Source organism: Paraburkholderia franconis (assembly GCF_009362735.1).
Classification (GTDB): domain Bacteria; phylum Pseudomonadota; class Gammaproteobacteria; order Burkholderiales; family Burkholderiaceae; genus Paraburkholderia; species Paraburkholderia franconis.
Window position 1 is genome coordinate 1 of record NZ_WHNP01000119.1, and the last position, 13,714, is coordinate 13,714.

Sequence of the window (13,714 nt, forward strand, 5' to 3'; positions counted from 1 at the left end):
GATCGCCAAGATCGCGGATGGCGTGATCTTCGGTCTTGGGGTTCATAGCTACGTGCTTGGATTGGAAGCCATGCTTTATTTGCTCTCGAATTCACCCAAGGGCACGCTCAAGACGCACGGAGGCCAATCAGGCGATATGGTCGCACGTGAGTGAGAGGCGGCTCGCCAATGGCCGGTTGTTGTCCGTGAGTGGCCATACCGAGCGACTACTCGAATCTGATACCTGCCGTTTCAATGCTGACGGCTCGACCGGCGGGCGACGCGTCGAACCGAGCCGAACGCGTCAGGCCGGGTTCGGGCCAGAACCAGTCGTTCGGTTTTACCGTCATGTGGTCATTCCGGCGGCGGCTCCGAACCAATCTGCGGACCTTCGAACGCGGACCATACTCTCGTGAGATAGCTTGCCGTCGAATGTTTCGCAGAGGTAATGCATGCTGCACATACTGGAGATCGACGGGCAGCGCCTCACTCGACAGAGCCGACCTGATGAGGTGCTGGTCCTGATCGAGAGAATGCAGCAGGCGTCCGGTATCGAGTCGTTGCAATAAGGCGTCTGTAAATCTCTGCGTATCAGGGCGAACGGACGAATAGAATCGGCAATTTACGGTGGAGAGATTCCCTGCCTGCCCGGTCCCGTTTCGGATCACCTCGGTGTCCCCTTCCATCGCGTGCAACCGATTCACCTGCTTGCCTCAACCCACTGCATCCGCCACTGCGGCGCATCGAACGGCTCCGAAAAATACTGCGTTTCGCGCACGACCTTTCCGTCGGCAAACTCCATGATGCTGACGACGAGCGCAGTCTGCGTCTTGTAGTCGATTGTATATTCCGTCACCCAGAGATCGCCGCTTCCCTGAATTCGTCGCACGCCAAATCCAGAAGGCTTGTCCGGATGGTATCCGCGCATCGCCTGCAGGTTGCTTCGCCCGACGATTCGCTCGCCCGACTGCGGATACTCGCAGACCACGCCATCAGCGTAGATATCATGCTCCGCATCCAGATTACCTGCCGACGAAGCACGCCAGTGCGCATCGAGCACTTCACGCATTTGTCTGTCGTCCATGAATCGCCTCACGCGGTTGACGGGGGAATGAAACCCGGACTGCCCGTCTTCACGACTTCGTTGAACCGCTGTCGCGTTTCTATTGCGTTGATCTCATCGAAGGCATCGGAAGGAAGCGCGGAAATGTCGAAATTCTCCCGTGCTCGCGCCGCCGTTTTTGGCGTCGTAAGCACCGCCGTTCCGCGCTGCACGGCCCACGCGAGCAGCACTTGCGCCGGCGTTCTTTCCAGACGGGCGGCAATACGCGCAATGACGGGATCTTCGAGCGGCCCCGGCCTGATTCCATGCCCGAGCGGCGCGAACGCAGTGAAGACGATGCCCCGCTGGTTGCAGTATGCCAGCAACTCCGTTTCAGGCAGATACGGATGCGATTCGACCTGAATCGCAGCAGGCTTGATTTTCGCGGAGTCATACAGCGGCTGAAGCTCGCTCAGCGTGATGTCGGAGAGTCCGATCGCGCGGCATCGTCCACGGTCGACGAGTTCTTCCATCGCGTGCCACGTGTCGAGCAATGTCACGCCTTCGTCGTAAAGCACATTTCCGTTTGCGTCACGCGGGTCCTGTTCGTCGCCCGCCTGAAACGCGAAGGGCGTGTGGACCAGATAAAGGTCCAGATAGTCGAGTCCCAGCCTTTCAAGACTCCCGTCGAGAGCGTGGCCGACGCGCTCGGGCCGGTGGTTCGAATTCCACAGTTTAGTCGTCACGAAGATCGCATCCCGCGCGATCCCACGCGCCGATAGTCCCGACTTCAGCGCAGCGGCTACCTCTTGCTCGTTGCGATAGCGCTCGGCGCAATCGAAGTGCCGGTAACCCGCTTCGATCGCGTCGCGCGTGGCACTGACCGTCGTCGCCGGATCGGCGATCAGCGTACCAAAACCGATGACGGGCATGTGTCCGCCGTCACGCAGCGCCACCGTCCCGCTGCGGAAATCATTCGACCCGATCATCGCGAACCCTCCACGCGCACTGCGCCCTCACATGCTAGGACGGTTTGCTCGCGGCGTCATGGCAAGTGCCTGCCCTTGCAATGTTCGTCACATTGAAAACGCAGCAAAACGATAAAACCGTCACATGTCTAGCTACACGGGGGGCTTGCGACCAGGAGCCAACAGAGGCTGCCTGGGCGACACGATTACACTCTGTCCGGGAACGCGGATGCGGATCAGCGTTGCGCCGTCGACTGTGTACTTTCGTTGTCTTGAGGCGTTGCTGGCTTACCGTACGTCGATTCCCAGCCGCCCCCGAGCACCTTGCACAGTGTGACGAGGTTCGCATCAGCATCGGCGCCGCTCTGTTCGAGGTTGCTCTGTGCATCGAGCAGCTGCTTCTGGACATTCAGCACGTCAAGATAATCGAGCGCACCAGCTTTATACCGCTGCTGTGCAACCGAAAGCGCACGCAGATTCAGGTTCACGACCTCCTGAAGCTTGTTGTGCCGCTGTTGTTCCGCGTCGTAGGTAATGAGGGCATCGTCCACTTCGCGCCATGCATCGAGAACCGTCTTCTTGTAGACGATGGCGGCCTCCTGCTGTTGTGCCTCGCGCAATTGAAGCGTGCCTTTCAGGCGTCCGCCTTCGAAGATCGGCAGCGTGATCGATGGTCCCACGACGAACTGACCGGATGCCCAATTGGCGAGACTCGAAAGCTGAAGGCTCTGGAATCCGGCACTGCCATTCAACGTGATGCGCGGATAAAAATCGGCCTTGGCCATGCCGATGGCCGCCGTGGCCGCATGAAGCTGCGCCTCGGCCCGGCGGATATCGGGCCGGCGCTGTGCCAGCTCGGACGGGAACCCGATTGGCACCTGCGCAGGCAGAGCGGGGACATCCTGCGGCACGTCGAGCGTCTTGCTCAATGCGCCCGGTTCTTCGGCAAGCAACACCCCGATGGCGTTGATGGTCGTTTCCTTGCGCGATTCGAGCGTCGGAATGAGGCTTTCAATGGACGCGGCCTGCGCGGATGCATTCGCCACGTCGAGATCGGTTGTGACGCCTTCGCGCTTGCGCGTTTGTGTGAGTTTCGTCGTATTGTTTGCCAGTTCGAGATTCTGTCGCGCGATCTGCAACAAGGCTTGTGTATCGCGCAGCTGGATATAGTCGCGCGCAAGCTCGGCGCGCGCGGAGAGCAATACCGCATTGCGATCCTCATAAGAGGCATCGGTCAATGCTGAAGCCGCTTCGACACCGCGCCGCACACGGCCCCAGATGTCGATTTCCCATGAGGCGTCGAAGCCGAACTGATAGAGGTTGTAGGCGGGCGAGCCTTTCGAGCCAGGCATCGCCGATACGCCCAGCGGCGCGCTGCCCGATGCAGATTGCGGATTCGAACTTGTCGGTGTCACGCCGAGCAACGAAAGAATGCCATTCTCGCTGCCGCGTTCGCGGTTATACGAGGCCGCGCCATCCAGCGTCGGATATCGCGCTGCACCGGCAACGCGCAGCCCGGCGCGGCTTTGCAGCAGGCGCGCAGAAGCCGCAGCGACATCGAGGTTGGCATCGGTCAACTGCTTTTCGAGCGCGTTCAACATCGGGTCGTTGAAAAGCGTCCACCAGTCCGGATTGAAACCGGATTCGACGGGTTTGCTCGGCGACTGCGCAGTCTGAGTGCGGTCGAATACATCCGGCGTGGCAGAGGTCGGCGGTTCGAAATTCGGCCCGACAAGACAGCCGCTCAACGCGAGCGAGAGCAATAACGTCAGCGCCAACGCCGACGCACAGATAAAAAATTCACGCGTGTTCATTTTGCGTCCACTCCCGCTATCGCCATATCGGCGCGCTTGCCGATTGCCACCTCTGCTTCTACCGACAACCCGACGCTGAGCTCGGACGCGGCTCGCTGGTTCGGATCGATCCTGATCTTGACGGGCACCCGCTGGACGATCTTCGTGAAGTTGCCCGTTGCGTTGTCCGGCGCGATCGGCGCGAAGCTCACGCCGGTGGCGGGGGCCAGACTGTCGATATGGCCTTTGATGACGACGCCGGGGAAACTGTCGACTTTGATGCTCACGCTCTCGCCGGGCCGCAAGTGCGTGATCTGGCTCTCCTGGAAGTTCGCGACGACATAAGCATCCGCGAGCGGCACGATTGCGAGGAGTGGTGCGCCGGGTGTCACGAATGCGCCGACACGCACGGACCGCCGGCCGATCTTTCCGTCGACGGGCGCATGAATCTCGGTGTATGAGAGATTGAGCTTTGCCTGTTCGAGCACGGCTTCGGCATGCGCCAGCGCGCCCGCCGCCTTGTCGCGTTGCGTGCGCAACACATCGAGGTTCTGTGCGGTTGCGGACAAGGCGGCCTGATCGTGCGCCTGCTGCGCAAGCTGCTCGGCGAGCGCGCTGGCAGCGTGCTGCTGTTCCTGCGTCGTGCCGGCACCCGACTCCGAGAGATTCTGATAACGCGCTGCGTTTTCGCGCGCAAAGGCGATCGACGCTTCATCGGAACGCAGCGTGGCACGGGCCTGGTCGACGAGCGACGGCTGTCGCGCGATCTCGGCATCGTAGTTCGCAACGGCGGCTTTCGCTGCCGTTACGTCGGCCTGTGCGCTGAGCAATGCGGCCTGATAGTCGCGATCGTCGATCCGCATCACCAGCTGTCCGGTTTTCACCTGCTGGTTGTCGTCGACGAAGACCTCCGCGACCTGCCCAGCAATGCGCGGCGCAACCAGCGTGAAATCGGCGGCGACGTAGGCGTCGTTCGTGGATTCGGTGCCGGGGCTGACGAAGAGCTTCGTGCTGCCCCATGCGGCGACGCCGAGCACGACGACAGCTGCGGCAATGCGAACCATTCTGGGCGAGGGACGGGTGACGGATAACATGGCGATCAACCATTAGCGAGGGGTGGGCGGCGTTGTGCTCCACGGCGGATAAATGCGTACCGGTAGCACAGGAATGAGAAGAAGCACGGCGATGGCGATGCAGGCCATCACGCGATAAAGGTCGGCAGAGGTGAGCACCACGGCCTGTTCATGGATGCGTTGCGCAAGCCCGCCATATCCGCGCGCCGCGTCGAAGCTCTGAGTGGTGATCAACGCGTTGTTGCCGAGATGATCGATCAGCATGCTCGAATGAAAATGTTCGCGCGCGGTGCCGAGACCCTCGATCAGCGCGGTCGCCACGGCGCCCGCGAAGCCTCTGAGCGAGTTGAACATCGCGGAAGCGAAGGGGCCATCGGTGGGCGGCAAGCCGGTGGTTACACCCATCAGGATCGCGAGTATCACCATCGGTTGCGCGACGATCTGCAATGATTGCAACCAGTAGAAGTTGTCGCGGATCCACTCCGACGTCATGAAGCTGCCAAGGAAGCAGGTGAGTCCGATCATCAGTAGTCCGAGCCCCATCACCCAGCGCGAATCCACACGGCGAAGATTCAGCAACGCAGCCGTCAGCGGCAGCGTAACGAGCAGCGGAAGGGCGACCAGCAGAGACAGAGGTGTCGTTTGAAGCGGCCGGTAATCGTGCACTCGTGCGAGAAATTGACCTGGAATCGCGGCCACACCAACGAGCAGCACAACGGCGCCGACAAGTGTCGAAAGACCGTGCGAAAAATTCCTGCGCGACAGCATCTGCAGCTTGAAAAACGGTACCGGGTGATACCACTCGTTGATCAGAAACAACGCGAACAACATGGCGCCGCCACCGAGCATCACGCAGATGAACGAGGAATCCAGCCAGTCGAGGCGATCGCCTTGCAGCAGACCGGTTACCAGCATCGCGACGGCGGGGAAACCGGTCAACAGACCGAACCAGTCGAACGTTCCGAATCGTTCGAGCTTGAGCGGGTCTTGTGGAAGGCCGAACTGGATTGCGATGCCGCTGATCACGCCAAGCGGCACGGTCTGCCAGAAGGCCATTTTCCAGCTCACGTACTCGGTCCACAGCGCGGCGAGCGGGGTTCCCACCGAAGGGCCGAAGGTCGCAGTGAGCGCATAGCCTGCGAGCCCATAGAGCTTGATCTTCGGTGGCAGATAACGCAGCGCCACGATGATCAGCATCGGAGGAACACATCCTCCGGCAATGCCTTGCAATACGCGCAGCAGATAGAACGCAGGCAGATCAGGCGACAGCGGACACAGAAAGCCGAGCAGCATGGAGGCGATGAGCGCGCCAAGCGTGAAACGCTTCAACGTGAACGTGATGCCGAACCACGGCGCGAAAACCATCGTTGCCACGCTGGTCGCTTCGAAAAGCGCGGTCAGCCAGCTGCCGTCGTCATGCCCGATCGATAGCGCGCCACGAATGTCGTTCATTGCTTGCGCAGTGACCTGCTCATTCAGTATCGCGAGTAGCGACGCGAGCAGCATCCCGATCAGACCGATGGCCAGGCGCAGCGAAATCGCTGGCTGCGCTTGCACCTGTGGTGCTGGCGTTTGTGCGGCAGGCGCGGGCGCTAACGGCGCGACCGGTTCAACCGTCGCGACCGCTTCAATCGTCAGGGAATTGACAGTCGTCTTCATAAAATCGCACCCGGCTAATAGTCCTCAACAATGCATTAAATCCGGGCAATGACGTATCTGCTTCAGCCGGACTTTTGCGGTTTCTTTACAGCGTGATGATGTGATGGATTCTAGGAGCGACGTCGCATTTCTTGAAGTCGATGGACGAATCGTTTCAGGCCAATTCATTCAGCAATCCGGCCATTGCCGGAACTTTCATGGTTTTTATTGAGCGCGCGGAAAAGGTCTTATTACACGGGGTAAATCATCCGAATTTTGAGAAAGATTGTTGCTCGGTACGCGTCGTCATTCGACAAGCTCGTAGATAGAATCAGTTCCAGCGACGGCGCTTTGGAGCGCCTGCCGGTCGAGTGAATTGAACTGTTATTGGATGGAGATGGCGATGAAATTCTCAGTGAATGAAGCGATCGGTTCTGACGACGTATTCAGAATCGAACGTGCGATGAAGAGTGTCGATGTCGATGCCAAGGTCGATATCGATATCGACGCGAATAGTGTTAGTGTCGATTCGGGGCTGATGCCGGAGGAGTTCTTCGTCGCGTTCCAGGACGAAGACTATAGCGTCAGGATTATCGAGGGATAGGTAGATAAATGCGGCCGGTTTCTTGCCATAGCAGTTGAAACCGGCCGCAGCTTTACGCCTTACGCTGTGCCGCGCCAAAGTATTGCGGCGCTTCCCGGCGATCGTACATGCCGTACTCGCGGATCACACGAATATGCCGCAGACGTGCACCCTCGGGTACCGTCATGTTCTGCGCGAACGCCTGAGCGGCAGCGAGGTCGCGCCACGTAACTGCGGCGATCACATCGCCCGGCGCCAACAACGCATCGAATACATCCCACGCGATCAGACCGGAAGCCGTCAGATCAAGACTGAGCGACTTCGCGACGGCCTCCGCGCCCGATTGCTTCATCCAGTCCGCCGGGCGTTGAGCGTCGATCAACATGACCGCCTTGCCGGCGCCCGTTTCCGTTTCGTCGAGGCGTTGTTCAGTCAACGTGTAGCCTGCGGGAACGTGGGTATCCACAACCGTCTGGCCGATACGCAGCCGGTAGTCTGCAAACACGCGATCGCGGGCGGCCTGTTGAACCTTGAAGTGTTTCGATTCGACGCGCCAGCGAATCAGCGACTTTTCATCGCGCCAACTGGAAAGTGACAGGAGCCAGCCGGCGCGCGTAAGACTTGCGTAGCGATTGTTATCGATGAAGCCATCGATTTTCTCCAGTTCTGGACGCAGCATTTTCGCCATGCCGAGATAAGCATCGAACTGCTCGGGAATCGGATTAACTTCAAGCATTGCGGAGAACATGACAAATCCTTTCGACAGTTAGAGTGGGCACTGCCCACCCGGTGAGAATTTTATTGTCGAAGATGCCGCCGATTTACTGAAGCGTGTGGGAATAACGTCTTGGGCCATTCAGTATTCGATTTGAGCCACACCGCGAGCGGGTCGTATCGATTGAGTCAGTTGCAGGCCAGATGACATGTTTCATCGGCCAATCGAAAGAAAGCCGGAACGCGGCGCGAGAAGGACTCGTAGAATCGGACAACAGCAGAAGTCGCAAGTCAGGAATCGAGATGGACAAATATCGTGAGATGGAGGTGTTCGTCGCCATCGTTGATCGTGGCAGCTTAACGGCCGCGTCGGAGAGGCTCGGCATGTCGGCGCCCGCCGTTTCGCGTGCGCTGAACTCGCTGGAAGCGCGTGTCGGCGTGCAACTGATATCGCGCACGACACGCTCCATCCGTCCGACCGATGCGGGTATGATTTGCCTTGATGCCTGCCGCAACGCGCTGGGTACAATCGCCAACGCAGAGGCGAATATCTTCGCCGATCAAAGCAAGCCTGTCGGCACGTTGACGGTTTCTGCACCGGTTCTTTTTGGTCAGCGCTTTGTCGCGCCGCTGGTCAACGCCTATGCGAACTTATACCCGGACGTCAACGTGAATGTCGTGTATGTCGACAGGCCGACTCGGCTAATCGACGAAGGTGTCGATATAGCGATACGTATTGGCCTCCTTGGCGATTCTTCGATCTTCGCTGTCCCGCTCGGCTTCGTGCGTCGTCGAACCTATGCGGCGCCGGGTTATCTCGACGCGTGGGGTGAGTGTCTGCATCCGAAAGATCTCGCCGGCCATCACTGCGTGTCCTACACGGGCGTGACTCATCCGCTGGAGTGGATGTATTGCGAAAACGGTTCGAGACTGGCTGTGCGGCTGCGCCCACGGATGATCGTCGATCTGGCGCCTGCTGCCGTGATGGCTGCTGTTGTTCGCGTGGGCATCACGCAATTGCTTTCGTATCAGGCGGCGCCTGAAGTGTTACGCGGAAAACTTCAGCCTGTATTGACGCCCTTCGAGCCGCAATCGATTCCTGTCAATCTGCTGCACGTCGAGCGGCGAGGCAAGAGTATCAAGGTGCGTTCGTTCGTCGAGTTCGTCACGGAGACGTTGCGCAGGAACGCGCAGCTTCAGTTTCCCGAAACGCGGCAACATAAAGCTCGCGATAAGCGTCAACCAGTGCATCAAGACTGAAGGTGCGATTCAATCCGCTGGGATTCGGTAGCACCCAGACTAGCGCGCCACCGAATGCTGCGGTTTGAAGTCCCCATTGAATATCACGCGATCCGCTCATTTGCGCTATTGCCAATTTGCCGAGGAACGCGACGTAGCGCGGTACATGGCGTTCGATCTTTTTCTCGAATCCGGCTGCTGCTTCTCTGATCTCCGATCGCGACAACTCATCGGCTCGCGCTGTTGGACGCACGACCGCCGCCGTCAGACCGCAGCCGTATCGCAGCAGCATGCGGTCATTGTCGGGAGATAGGACTTCAGGTGTAAAGCCTGCCAGATGAAGCACGCGCCAGAACCGGTTGCCTCGGCCTGCGAAGTGATGGCCCGTCGCCGCCGCACGAAGACCTGGATTGATCCCGCAAAACACCGTCGATAAACCGGCTTCCAGAATGTCAGGAAGACCTCGATGCGATTCAGAGGAATTGATCGGCTTCATTCTGCCAACGCGTCGAGTGCCAGTTGGGTTTCGCCCGCATTGCCGCGAAACCGCAGACGATACTGTTTCGGCGTGACGTTAAGGCGTCGTGCGAATGTGGTCCGCATGTGCGTCGCGCTATGAAATCCGCAGTTGAATGCGACGGTCTTGAGCGGTGCATCCGATTCTTCGAGCAGCTTTCGTGCAGTATCCACTCTCACCTGTTCGACGAATGCCGACGGCGTTACCTTCGCATACTTCGCGAACAGCCGCGAGAAGGTACGCCGGCTGACCGAAACTGCGCTGGCAAGTTGTTCGATCGAAAGAACGTCGGTGATGTGGTCGACCACGTAGCGATGTACCTTGCCGATGATCGGATCATCGTCCTTGCGCACGCCGATATAGGGGCTGTACTGCGATTGGCCGCCTTCGCGCTGGATATAAACAACTAACCGCTTTGCTACGCGTACGGCGAGTTCGTGTCCCCAGTCTTCCGTAACGAGCGACAGGCACAGGTCAATGCCTGCCGTCACGCCCGCCGACGTGAACAATCGGCCATCGCGAATGAAAATGCGGTCGGATTGCACGCAGACTTGCGGAAAGGCGTCGGCGAGGCGAGGGGCGTCTTCCCAGTGCGTGGTGACTTCTCTGTTATCGAGCAGCCCGGCATGCGCGAGCAAAAATGCACCATTGCACACGGAGCCGAAGCGGGATGCCCCGTTAGCCTGACGTTTTAGCCAGGCGAGAAATTCGGCTGGCGGCTGAAAGTCGGGCAAGCGCGGACCACCCGCGATCAGCAACAGATCGTACTGGGTGTCGACGTCGTCATAGGAGAAAGGCACGGCGAGTTGCATTCCGTTCGAGCAGGTCACCGTACCCCGCTGAAATCCGACGAGGGATACCTCGTAGCACTGGTGCGCGGCGAGCGACGCATTGGCCTCGGCAAACACATCCAGCGGACCCGCGACATCCAGGGCTTGCACACCATCAAAGAGAACAATGGCGACTTTCATCTCATGACCTTGATCGATTGTAAGCAACAGCCCTCGTCAATCCCGAGCGCGTGCAGCCGACCAGCATAGCGCAGGTACAGTACTGCAACTGTGGCATGGCGTGCAAATATTGGGCGCATTTGTGCCGGTATCGCGAGCCTCCGATATGCCACTGCGATGGCCCGAATGGCGCATCGTTTGGCCTATGAACGTGCTACGTGGTTGTTCCCGCTTGCTGGTCCGCTCAGTAGACTTTTGTCATATGGACGCGCCTGGGATGAACCATGCGCCTTCGACCGAAAACGGAACCATCTTGACGAAGGCCGGCTATGGCACAAAACGCACCTGCTGCATCGACACCGCAGCTTGAACCTGAGAACAGCGACGAAACGATATCCGGAGCTGACATCATCCTTCGCGTACTGAGCGAGCAGGGCGTTGACACCATCTTCGGATATAGCGGCGGTGCAAACCTGCCGACCTACGATGCCGTGTTTCGCTTCAACGAAATGCACGAGGGAAACCCGGAACGCCAGATCAGGCTGGTCGTGCCAGCCAACGAGCAGGCGGCAGGATTCATGGCCGCAGGCTATGCGCGTGCCAGCGGAAAGGTTGGCGTGTTTACGGTGACGTCGGGACCGGGCGCGACCAATGCACTCACGCCAATTGCCGATTGCAATGGCGATTCGATTCCGGTCGTGCTGATATGCGGTCAGGTGCCGCGCGCGGCGATTGGCAGCGACGCGTTTCAGGAAGCGCCCGTCTTCAACATCATGTCGGCGTGTGCCAAGCAGGTGTTTCTGGTCACCGATCCGGAAAAGCTCGAAGAGACCTTACGCAGCGCGTTCGAGATCGCCCGCACGGGTCGTCCAGGTCCTGTGGTGGTCGATGTGCCAAAAGATATCCAGAACTGGAAAGGCACTTACAAAGGACAAGGCACGCTGAAGTTTCGCGGCTATTCCGACCGGCTTCGAATGGTCGCGAAGGGCGCAAGCCTTGATGCGGAGAAGCGCAGCGCGTTCTTCGCTCTTCTTGAACAGAGCCAACGTCCGCTGCTGTATGTGGGCGGCGGTGTAATTGCGTCAGGTGCAACAGCTGAACTGAAGCAGTTTTCCGAGCGTTACCGGCTACCCATCGTTACGACGCTGATGGGCCTCGGCGCGATACCCGCGACTCACGAGTTGCACCTCGGCATGCTTGGCATGCACGGCGCCGCGTGTGCAAACTATGCCGTGCAGGATTGCGACTTCCTGATCGCCGTTGGTGCGCGTTTCGACGATCGTGTCGCGGGCGGCCGTCCCGACCAGTTTGCGCCGGGCGCGCGTTACGTTGCGCACATCGATATTGACGAAGCCGAGATCAACAAGGTTAAACGGGCGCATTGGTCGCATGTGAGCGACGCAAAAAATGCGCTGCGGTCGCTCCTGGAATACGGACCCTGTGATCTGCCTCGTTCCGCCTGGCAGGCTCATGTAATGGACCTGAAACAGACCCATGGCATGAACTACGACAGGGCAAGCCCGAAGATCCAGCCGCAATTCGTGATCGAAAAGCTCAGCGAACTGACGGGTGGACGCGCGATCGTTTGCACAGGCGTCGGTCAGCATCAGATGTGGGCTGCGCAGTTTTTCGACTTCGTCGAGCCTCGAAGCCTTCTCACGTCAGGCAGCATGGGGACGATGGGTTTTGGGCTTCCAGCAGCAATCGGCGCTCAACTGGCACGACCGGACGCGCTTGTGATCGATATCGACGGCGATGGCAGCATCCGTATGAATGTCGGCGAACTGGAGACAGCAACGACATATCGCGTCGCCGTCAAGGTGCTGTTGCTCAACAATCTCGGCGACGGGATGATCCGCCAATGGCAGCGCCTCTTCTACGAAGGGCGGCTGGTCGTCAGCGACAAGGCGCTGCATCGGAAGAACTTTGTGATGGCGGCAAAGGCGGACGGATTCGAATTTGCATGTCGCGTCGATGCGAAAGACGAACTCGAAGGACAATTGAAGGCGTTTCTGGAATTCGACGGACCAGCGTTTCTCGAAGTGATGATCGACGAGAACGCCGACGTGTTTCCGATGGTGGGCCCGGGGCAGACCTACGCGGACATGATCACGGGACCGTTTATCCCTTCCCGTCCAGGCGGAAGCACGAAGCGGACTCAGGAAGCTGCGGATATGTTCTAGCTAGAGGATGATTCACGCGATGAACGATTTCGATGCGATGGTCCGCGCGCTGGCTAATCCGTTCCGGCGAAAGGTCCTGCAATGGCTGGCCGATCCTGCCAGCCACTTTCTGGACGCGGAGTACGCGCCATTGCGCGGCGTGTCGGCAGGAATGATTCACTCGAAAAGCGGACTGTCACAGTCCACGGTATCGGAGCATCTGTCGCAGTTGGAACGAGCGGGCCTCGTCAACGCGAAACGCGTGGGGCAGTGGATTATTTTTTCGCGAGACGAAGCCGCGATTCATGCGTTTACCGGATGGCTGCACGACGAAATCGCCCGCTCAGTGAGCGCGAAAACACTGGCAGGTCGTGAAGCATGCTTGAGTGCTCCTAGTGCTTGCTCGCCGGGTCAGCCTCCCGCGAGCGCGTGAAGACGGGCGGTAACGAGGCGTTGCGGCGACTGCCGCCGTTGGAACTACGACATGGCATGATGACTTGAAGACAGACGACCCGTGATGGGGCGATAGCTTGTGTGGCGCTTGAACCGGGGCCGGTTGCAACATCAATCGCGAGTTCACGGTCAAACCATCTTGTTCCGCAGATGCCACGTCGTGTCGCGTATTCATTGCAAGAGCGGTCGATAAGCGAACAATTCTCTGATAAGTCGCGGGACAAGTGGTGACCCGATATCACGGTGGCCGCTTTGCGTCTGCAAGCGGCCATAAAACTTGCTACGGCCGAATGTCTGCAACGGGTCGACATCAGGCATCCGCTGACAGGTTGCTCGCACGTGCCATGCGCGGTCGGTTAGCAAGAGCGGTCATCCGTCGGCGGCGTTCACCCGCTGGTTCGCTGTGGTCAAAGTGACGTAGCTCTGCCGCCGAGCATCGACCGACGGCAGGCGGGAGCGCCGCAATGACACGCATACTGCTCCCGGATGTCATCGGTGATCTCGCCGGCGACCGTTAGGCCGTAATCAATGAACAGCTCTTCGCCGGGCTGGATGGCGGTGATTGCATGAATGAATACGCGATCGCCCGTCTCGATTGCTTCA

The 13,714-nt window shown here is 59.2% G+C and carries 12 protein-coding genes and 1 pseudogene; 4 read left to right on the plus strand and 9 right to left on the minus strand.

All coding sequences use genetic code 11. The features are described from left to right. Window positions 1-679 precede the first annotated feature (679 nt). The 5 genes from GCT13_RS44310 to GCT13_RS44330 all read right to left on the minus strand — a co-directional run bounded on the left by GCT13_RS44310 (window position 680) and on the right by GCT13_RS44330 (window position 6,514). Window positions 680-1,048 carry a nuclear transport factor 2 family protein gene (locus GCT13_RS44310; RefSeq protein ID WP_407670960.1) on the minus strand — a complete coding sequence of 123 codons (369 nt, stop codon included), beginning with the start codon at window positions 1,046-1,048 and terminating at the stop codon, window positions 680-682. A 23-nt stretch (window positions 1,049-1,071) separates the two neighbouring features. Further along, complete coding sequence (locus GCT13_RS44315; protein WP_152768045.1) at window positions 1,072-2,010, minus strand: aldo/keto reductase; 939 nt, start codon at window positions 2,008-2,010, stop codon at window positions 1,072-1,074. A 215-nt stretch (window positions 2,011-2,225) separates the two neighbouring features. Further along, window positions 2,226-3,803 (minus strand): efflux transporter outer membrane subunit, encoded by a 1,578-nt coding sequence (locus GCT13_RS44320; protein WP_152768046.1) that lies wholly within the window; start codon window positions 3,801-3,803, stop codon window positions 2,226-2,228. Next, window positions 3,800-4,876: an HlyD family secretion protein gene (locus GCT13_RS44325; protein WP_152768047.1), complete on the minus strand. Its 1,077-nt coding sequence runs from the start codon at window positions 4,874-4,876 to the stop codon at window positions 3,800-3,802. Before GCT13_RS44325 ends, GCT13_RS44320 begins: the two co-directional genes overlap by 4 nt. A 12-nt stretch (window positions 4,877-4,888) precedes the next feature. Beyond that, entirely contained in the window at window positions 4,889-6,514 is a 1,626-nt protein-coding gene (locus GCT13_RS44330) for an MFS transporter (protein ID WP_152768048.1), read from the minus strand. 382 nt (window positions 6,515-6,896) lie between these two features. Between GCT13_RS44330 and GCT13_RS44335 the strand changes: the two genes are divergently transcribed. Next, complete coding sequence (locus GCT13_RS44335) at window positions 6,897-7,097, plus strand: copper chaperone (protein WP_152768049.1); 201 nt, start codon at window positions 6,897-6,899, stop codon at window positions 7,095-7,097. A gap of 52 nt (window positions 7,098-7,149) precedes the next feature. Here GCT13_RS44335 and GCT13_RS44340 read toward each other — a convergent pair whose 3' ends face one another. Further along, window positions 7,150-7,824 carry an antibiotic biosynthesis monooxygenase family protein gene (locus GCT13_RS44340; protein ID WP_152768050.1) on the minus strand — a complete coding sequence of 225 codons (675 nt, stop codon included), beginning with the start codon at window positions 7,822-7,824 and terminating at the stop codon, window positions 7,150-7,152. Between the two features lie 269 nt (window positions 7,825-8,093). Here GCT13_RS44340 and GCT13_RS44345 point away from each other — a divergent pair, with 269 nt between their 5' ends. Next, window positions 8,094-9,050 (plus strand): LysR family transcriptional regulator, encoded by a 957-nt coding sequence (locus GCT13_RS44345; protein WP_152768051.1) that lies wholly within the window; start codon window positions 8,094-8,096, stop codon window positions 9,048-9,050. Here GCT13_RS44345 and mug read toward each other — a convergent pair. Both mug and GCT13_RS44355 read right to left on the minus strand, forming a co-directional pair. Then, the gene (gene mug / locus GCT13_RS44350; protein WP_152768052.1) at window positions 8,956-9,525 is read right to left on the minus strand and encodes a G/U mismatch-specific DNA glycosylase; all 570 of its coding nucleotides are present in this window, start codon (window positions 9,523-9,525) and stop codon (window positions 8,956-8,958) included. The two genes, GCT13_RS44345 and mug, sit on opposite strands and share 95 nt — an antisense overlap. Further along, the gene (locus tag GCT13_RS44355) at window positions 9,522-10,517 is read right to left on the minus strand and encodes a GlxA family transcriptional regulator (protein ID WP_152768053.1); all 996 of its coding nucleotides are present in this window, start codon (window positions 10,515-10,517) and stop codon (window positions 9,522-9,524) included. Before GCT13_RS44355 ends, mug begins: the two co-directional genes overlap by 4 nt. Window positions 10,518-10,825: 308 nt before the next feature. Here GCT13_RS44355 and ilvB point away from each other — a divergent pair, with 308 nt between their 5' ends. Beyond that, window positions 10,826-12,679 (plus strand): biosynthetic-type acetolactate synthase large subunit, encoded by a 1,854-nt coding sequence (gene ilvB, locus GCT13_RS44360; RefSeq protein WP_152768054.1) that lies wholly within the window; start codon window positions 10,826-10,828, stop codon window positions 12,677-12,679. 7 nt (window positions 12,680-12,686) lie between these two features. Next, window positions 12,687-12,995: pseudogene (locus GCT13_RS44365) on the plus strand (ArsR/SmtB family transcription factor); the annotation flags it as partial. 523 nt (window positions 12,996-13,518) lie between these two features. Here GCT13_RS44365 and GCT13_RS44370 read toward each other — a convergent pair. Continuing rightward, window positions 13,519-13,714: SET domain-containing protein-lysine N-methyltransferase (locus tag GCT13_RS44370; protein WP_152768056.1), on the minus strand; the 196-nt coding region annotated here is incomplete at its 5' end.

Bases quoted from the DNA above. Each gene is read 5' to 3' on its own strand.
- GCT13_RS44310 (WP_407670960.1), bottom strand. From the start codon at position 1,048: ATGCGTGAAGTGCTCGATGCGCACTGGCGTGCTTCGTCGGCAGGTAAT.
- GCT13_RS44315 (WP_152768045.1), bottom strand. From the start codon at position 2,010: ATGATCGGGTCGAATGATTTCCGCAGCGGGACGGTGGCGCTGCGTGAC.
- GCT13_RS44320 (WP_152768046.1), bottom strand. From the start codon at position 3,803: ATGAACACGCGTGAATTTTTTATCTGTGCGTCGGCGTTGGCGCTGACG.
- GCT13_RS44325 (WP_152768047.1), bottom strand. From the start codon at position 4,876: ATGTTATCCGTCACCCGTCCCTCGCCCAGAATGGTTCGCATTGCCGCA.
- GCT13_RS44330 (WP_152768048.1), bottom strand. From the start codon at position 6,514: ATGAAGACGACTGTCAATTCCCTGACGATTGAAGCGGTCGCGACGGTT.
- GCT13_RS44335 (WP_152768049.1), top strand. From the start codon at position 6,897: ATGAAATTCTCAGTGAATGAAGCGATCGGTTCTGACGACGTATTCAGA.
- GCT13_RS44340 (WP_152768050.1), bottom strand. From the start codon at position 7,824: ATGTTCTCCGCAATGCTTGAAGTTAATCCGATTCCCGAGCAGTTCGAT.
- GCT13_RS44345 (WP_152768051.1), top strand. From the start codon at position 8,094: ATGGACAAATATCGTGAGATGGAGGTGTTCGTCGCCATCGTTGATCGT.
- mug (WP_152768052.1), bottom strand. From the start codon at position 9,525: ATGAAGCCGATCAATTCCTCTGAATCGCATCGAGGTCTTCCTGACATT.
- GCT13_RS44355 (WP_152768053.1), bottom strand. From the start codon at position 10,517: ATGAAAGTCGCCATTGTTCTCTTTGATGGTGTGCAAGCCCTGGATGTC.
- ilvB (WP_152768054.1), top strand. From the start codon at position 10,826: ATGGCACAAAACGCACCTGCTGCATCGACACCGCAGCTTGAACCTGAG.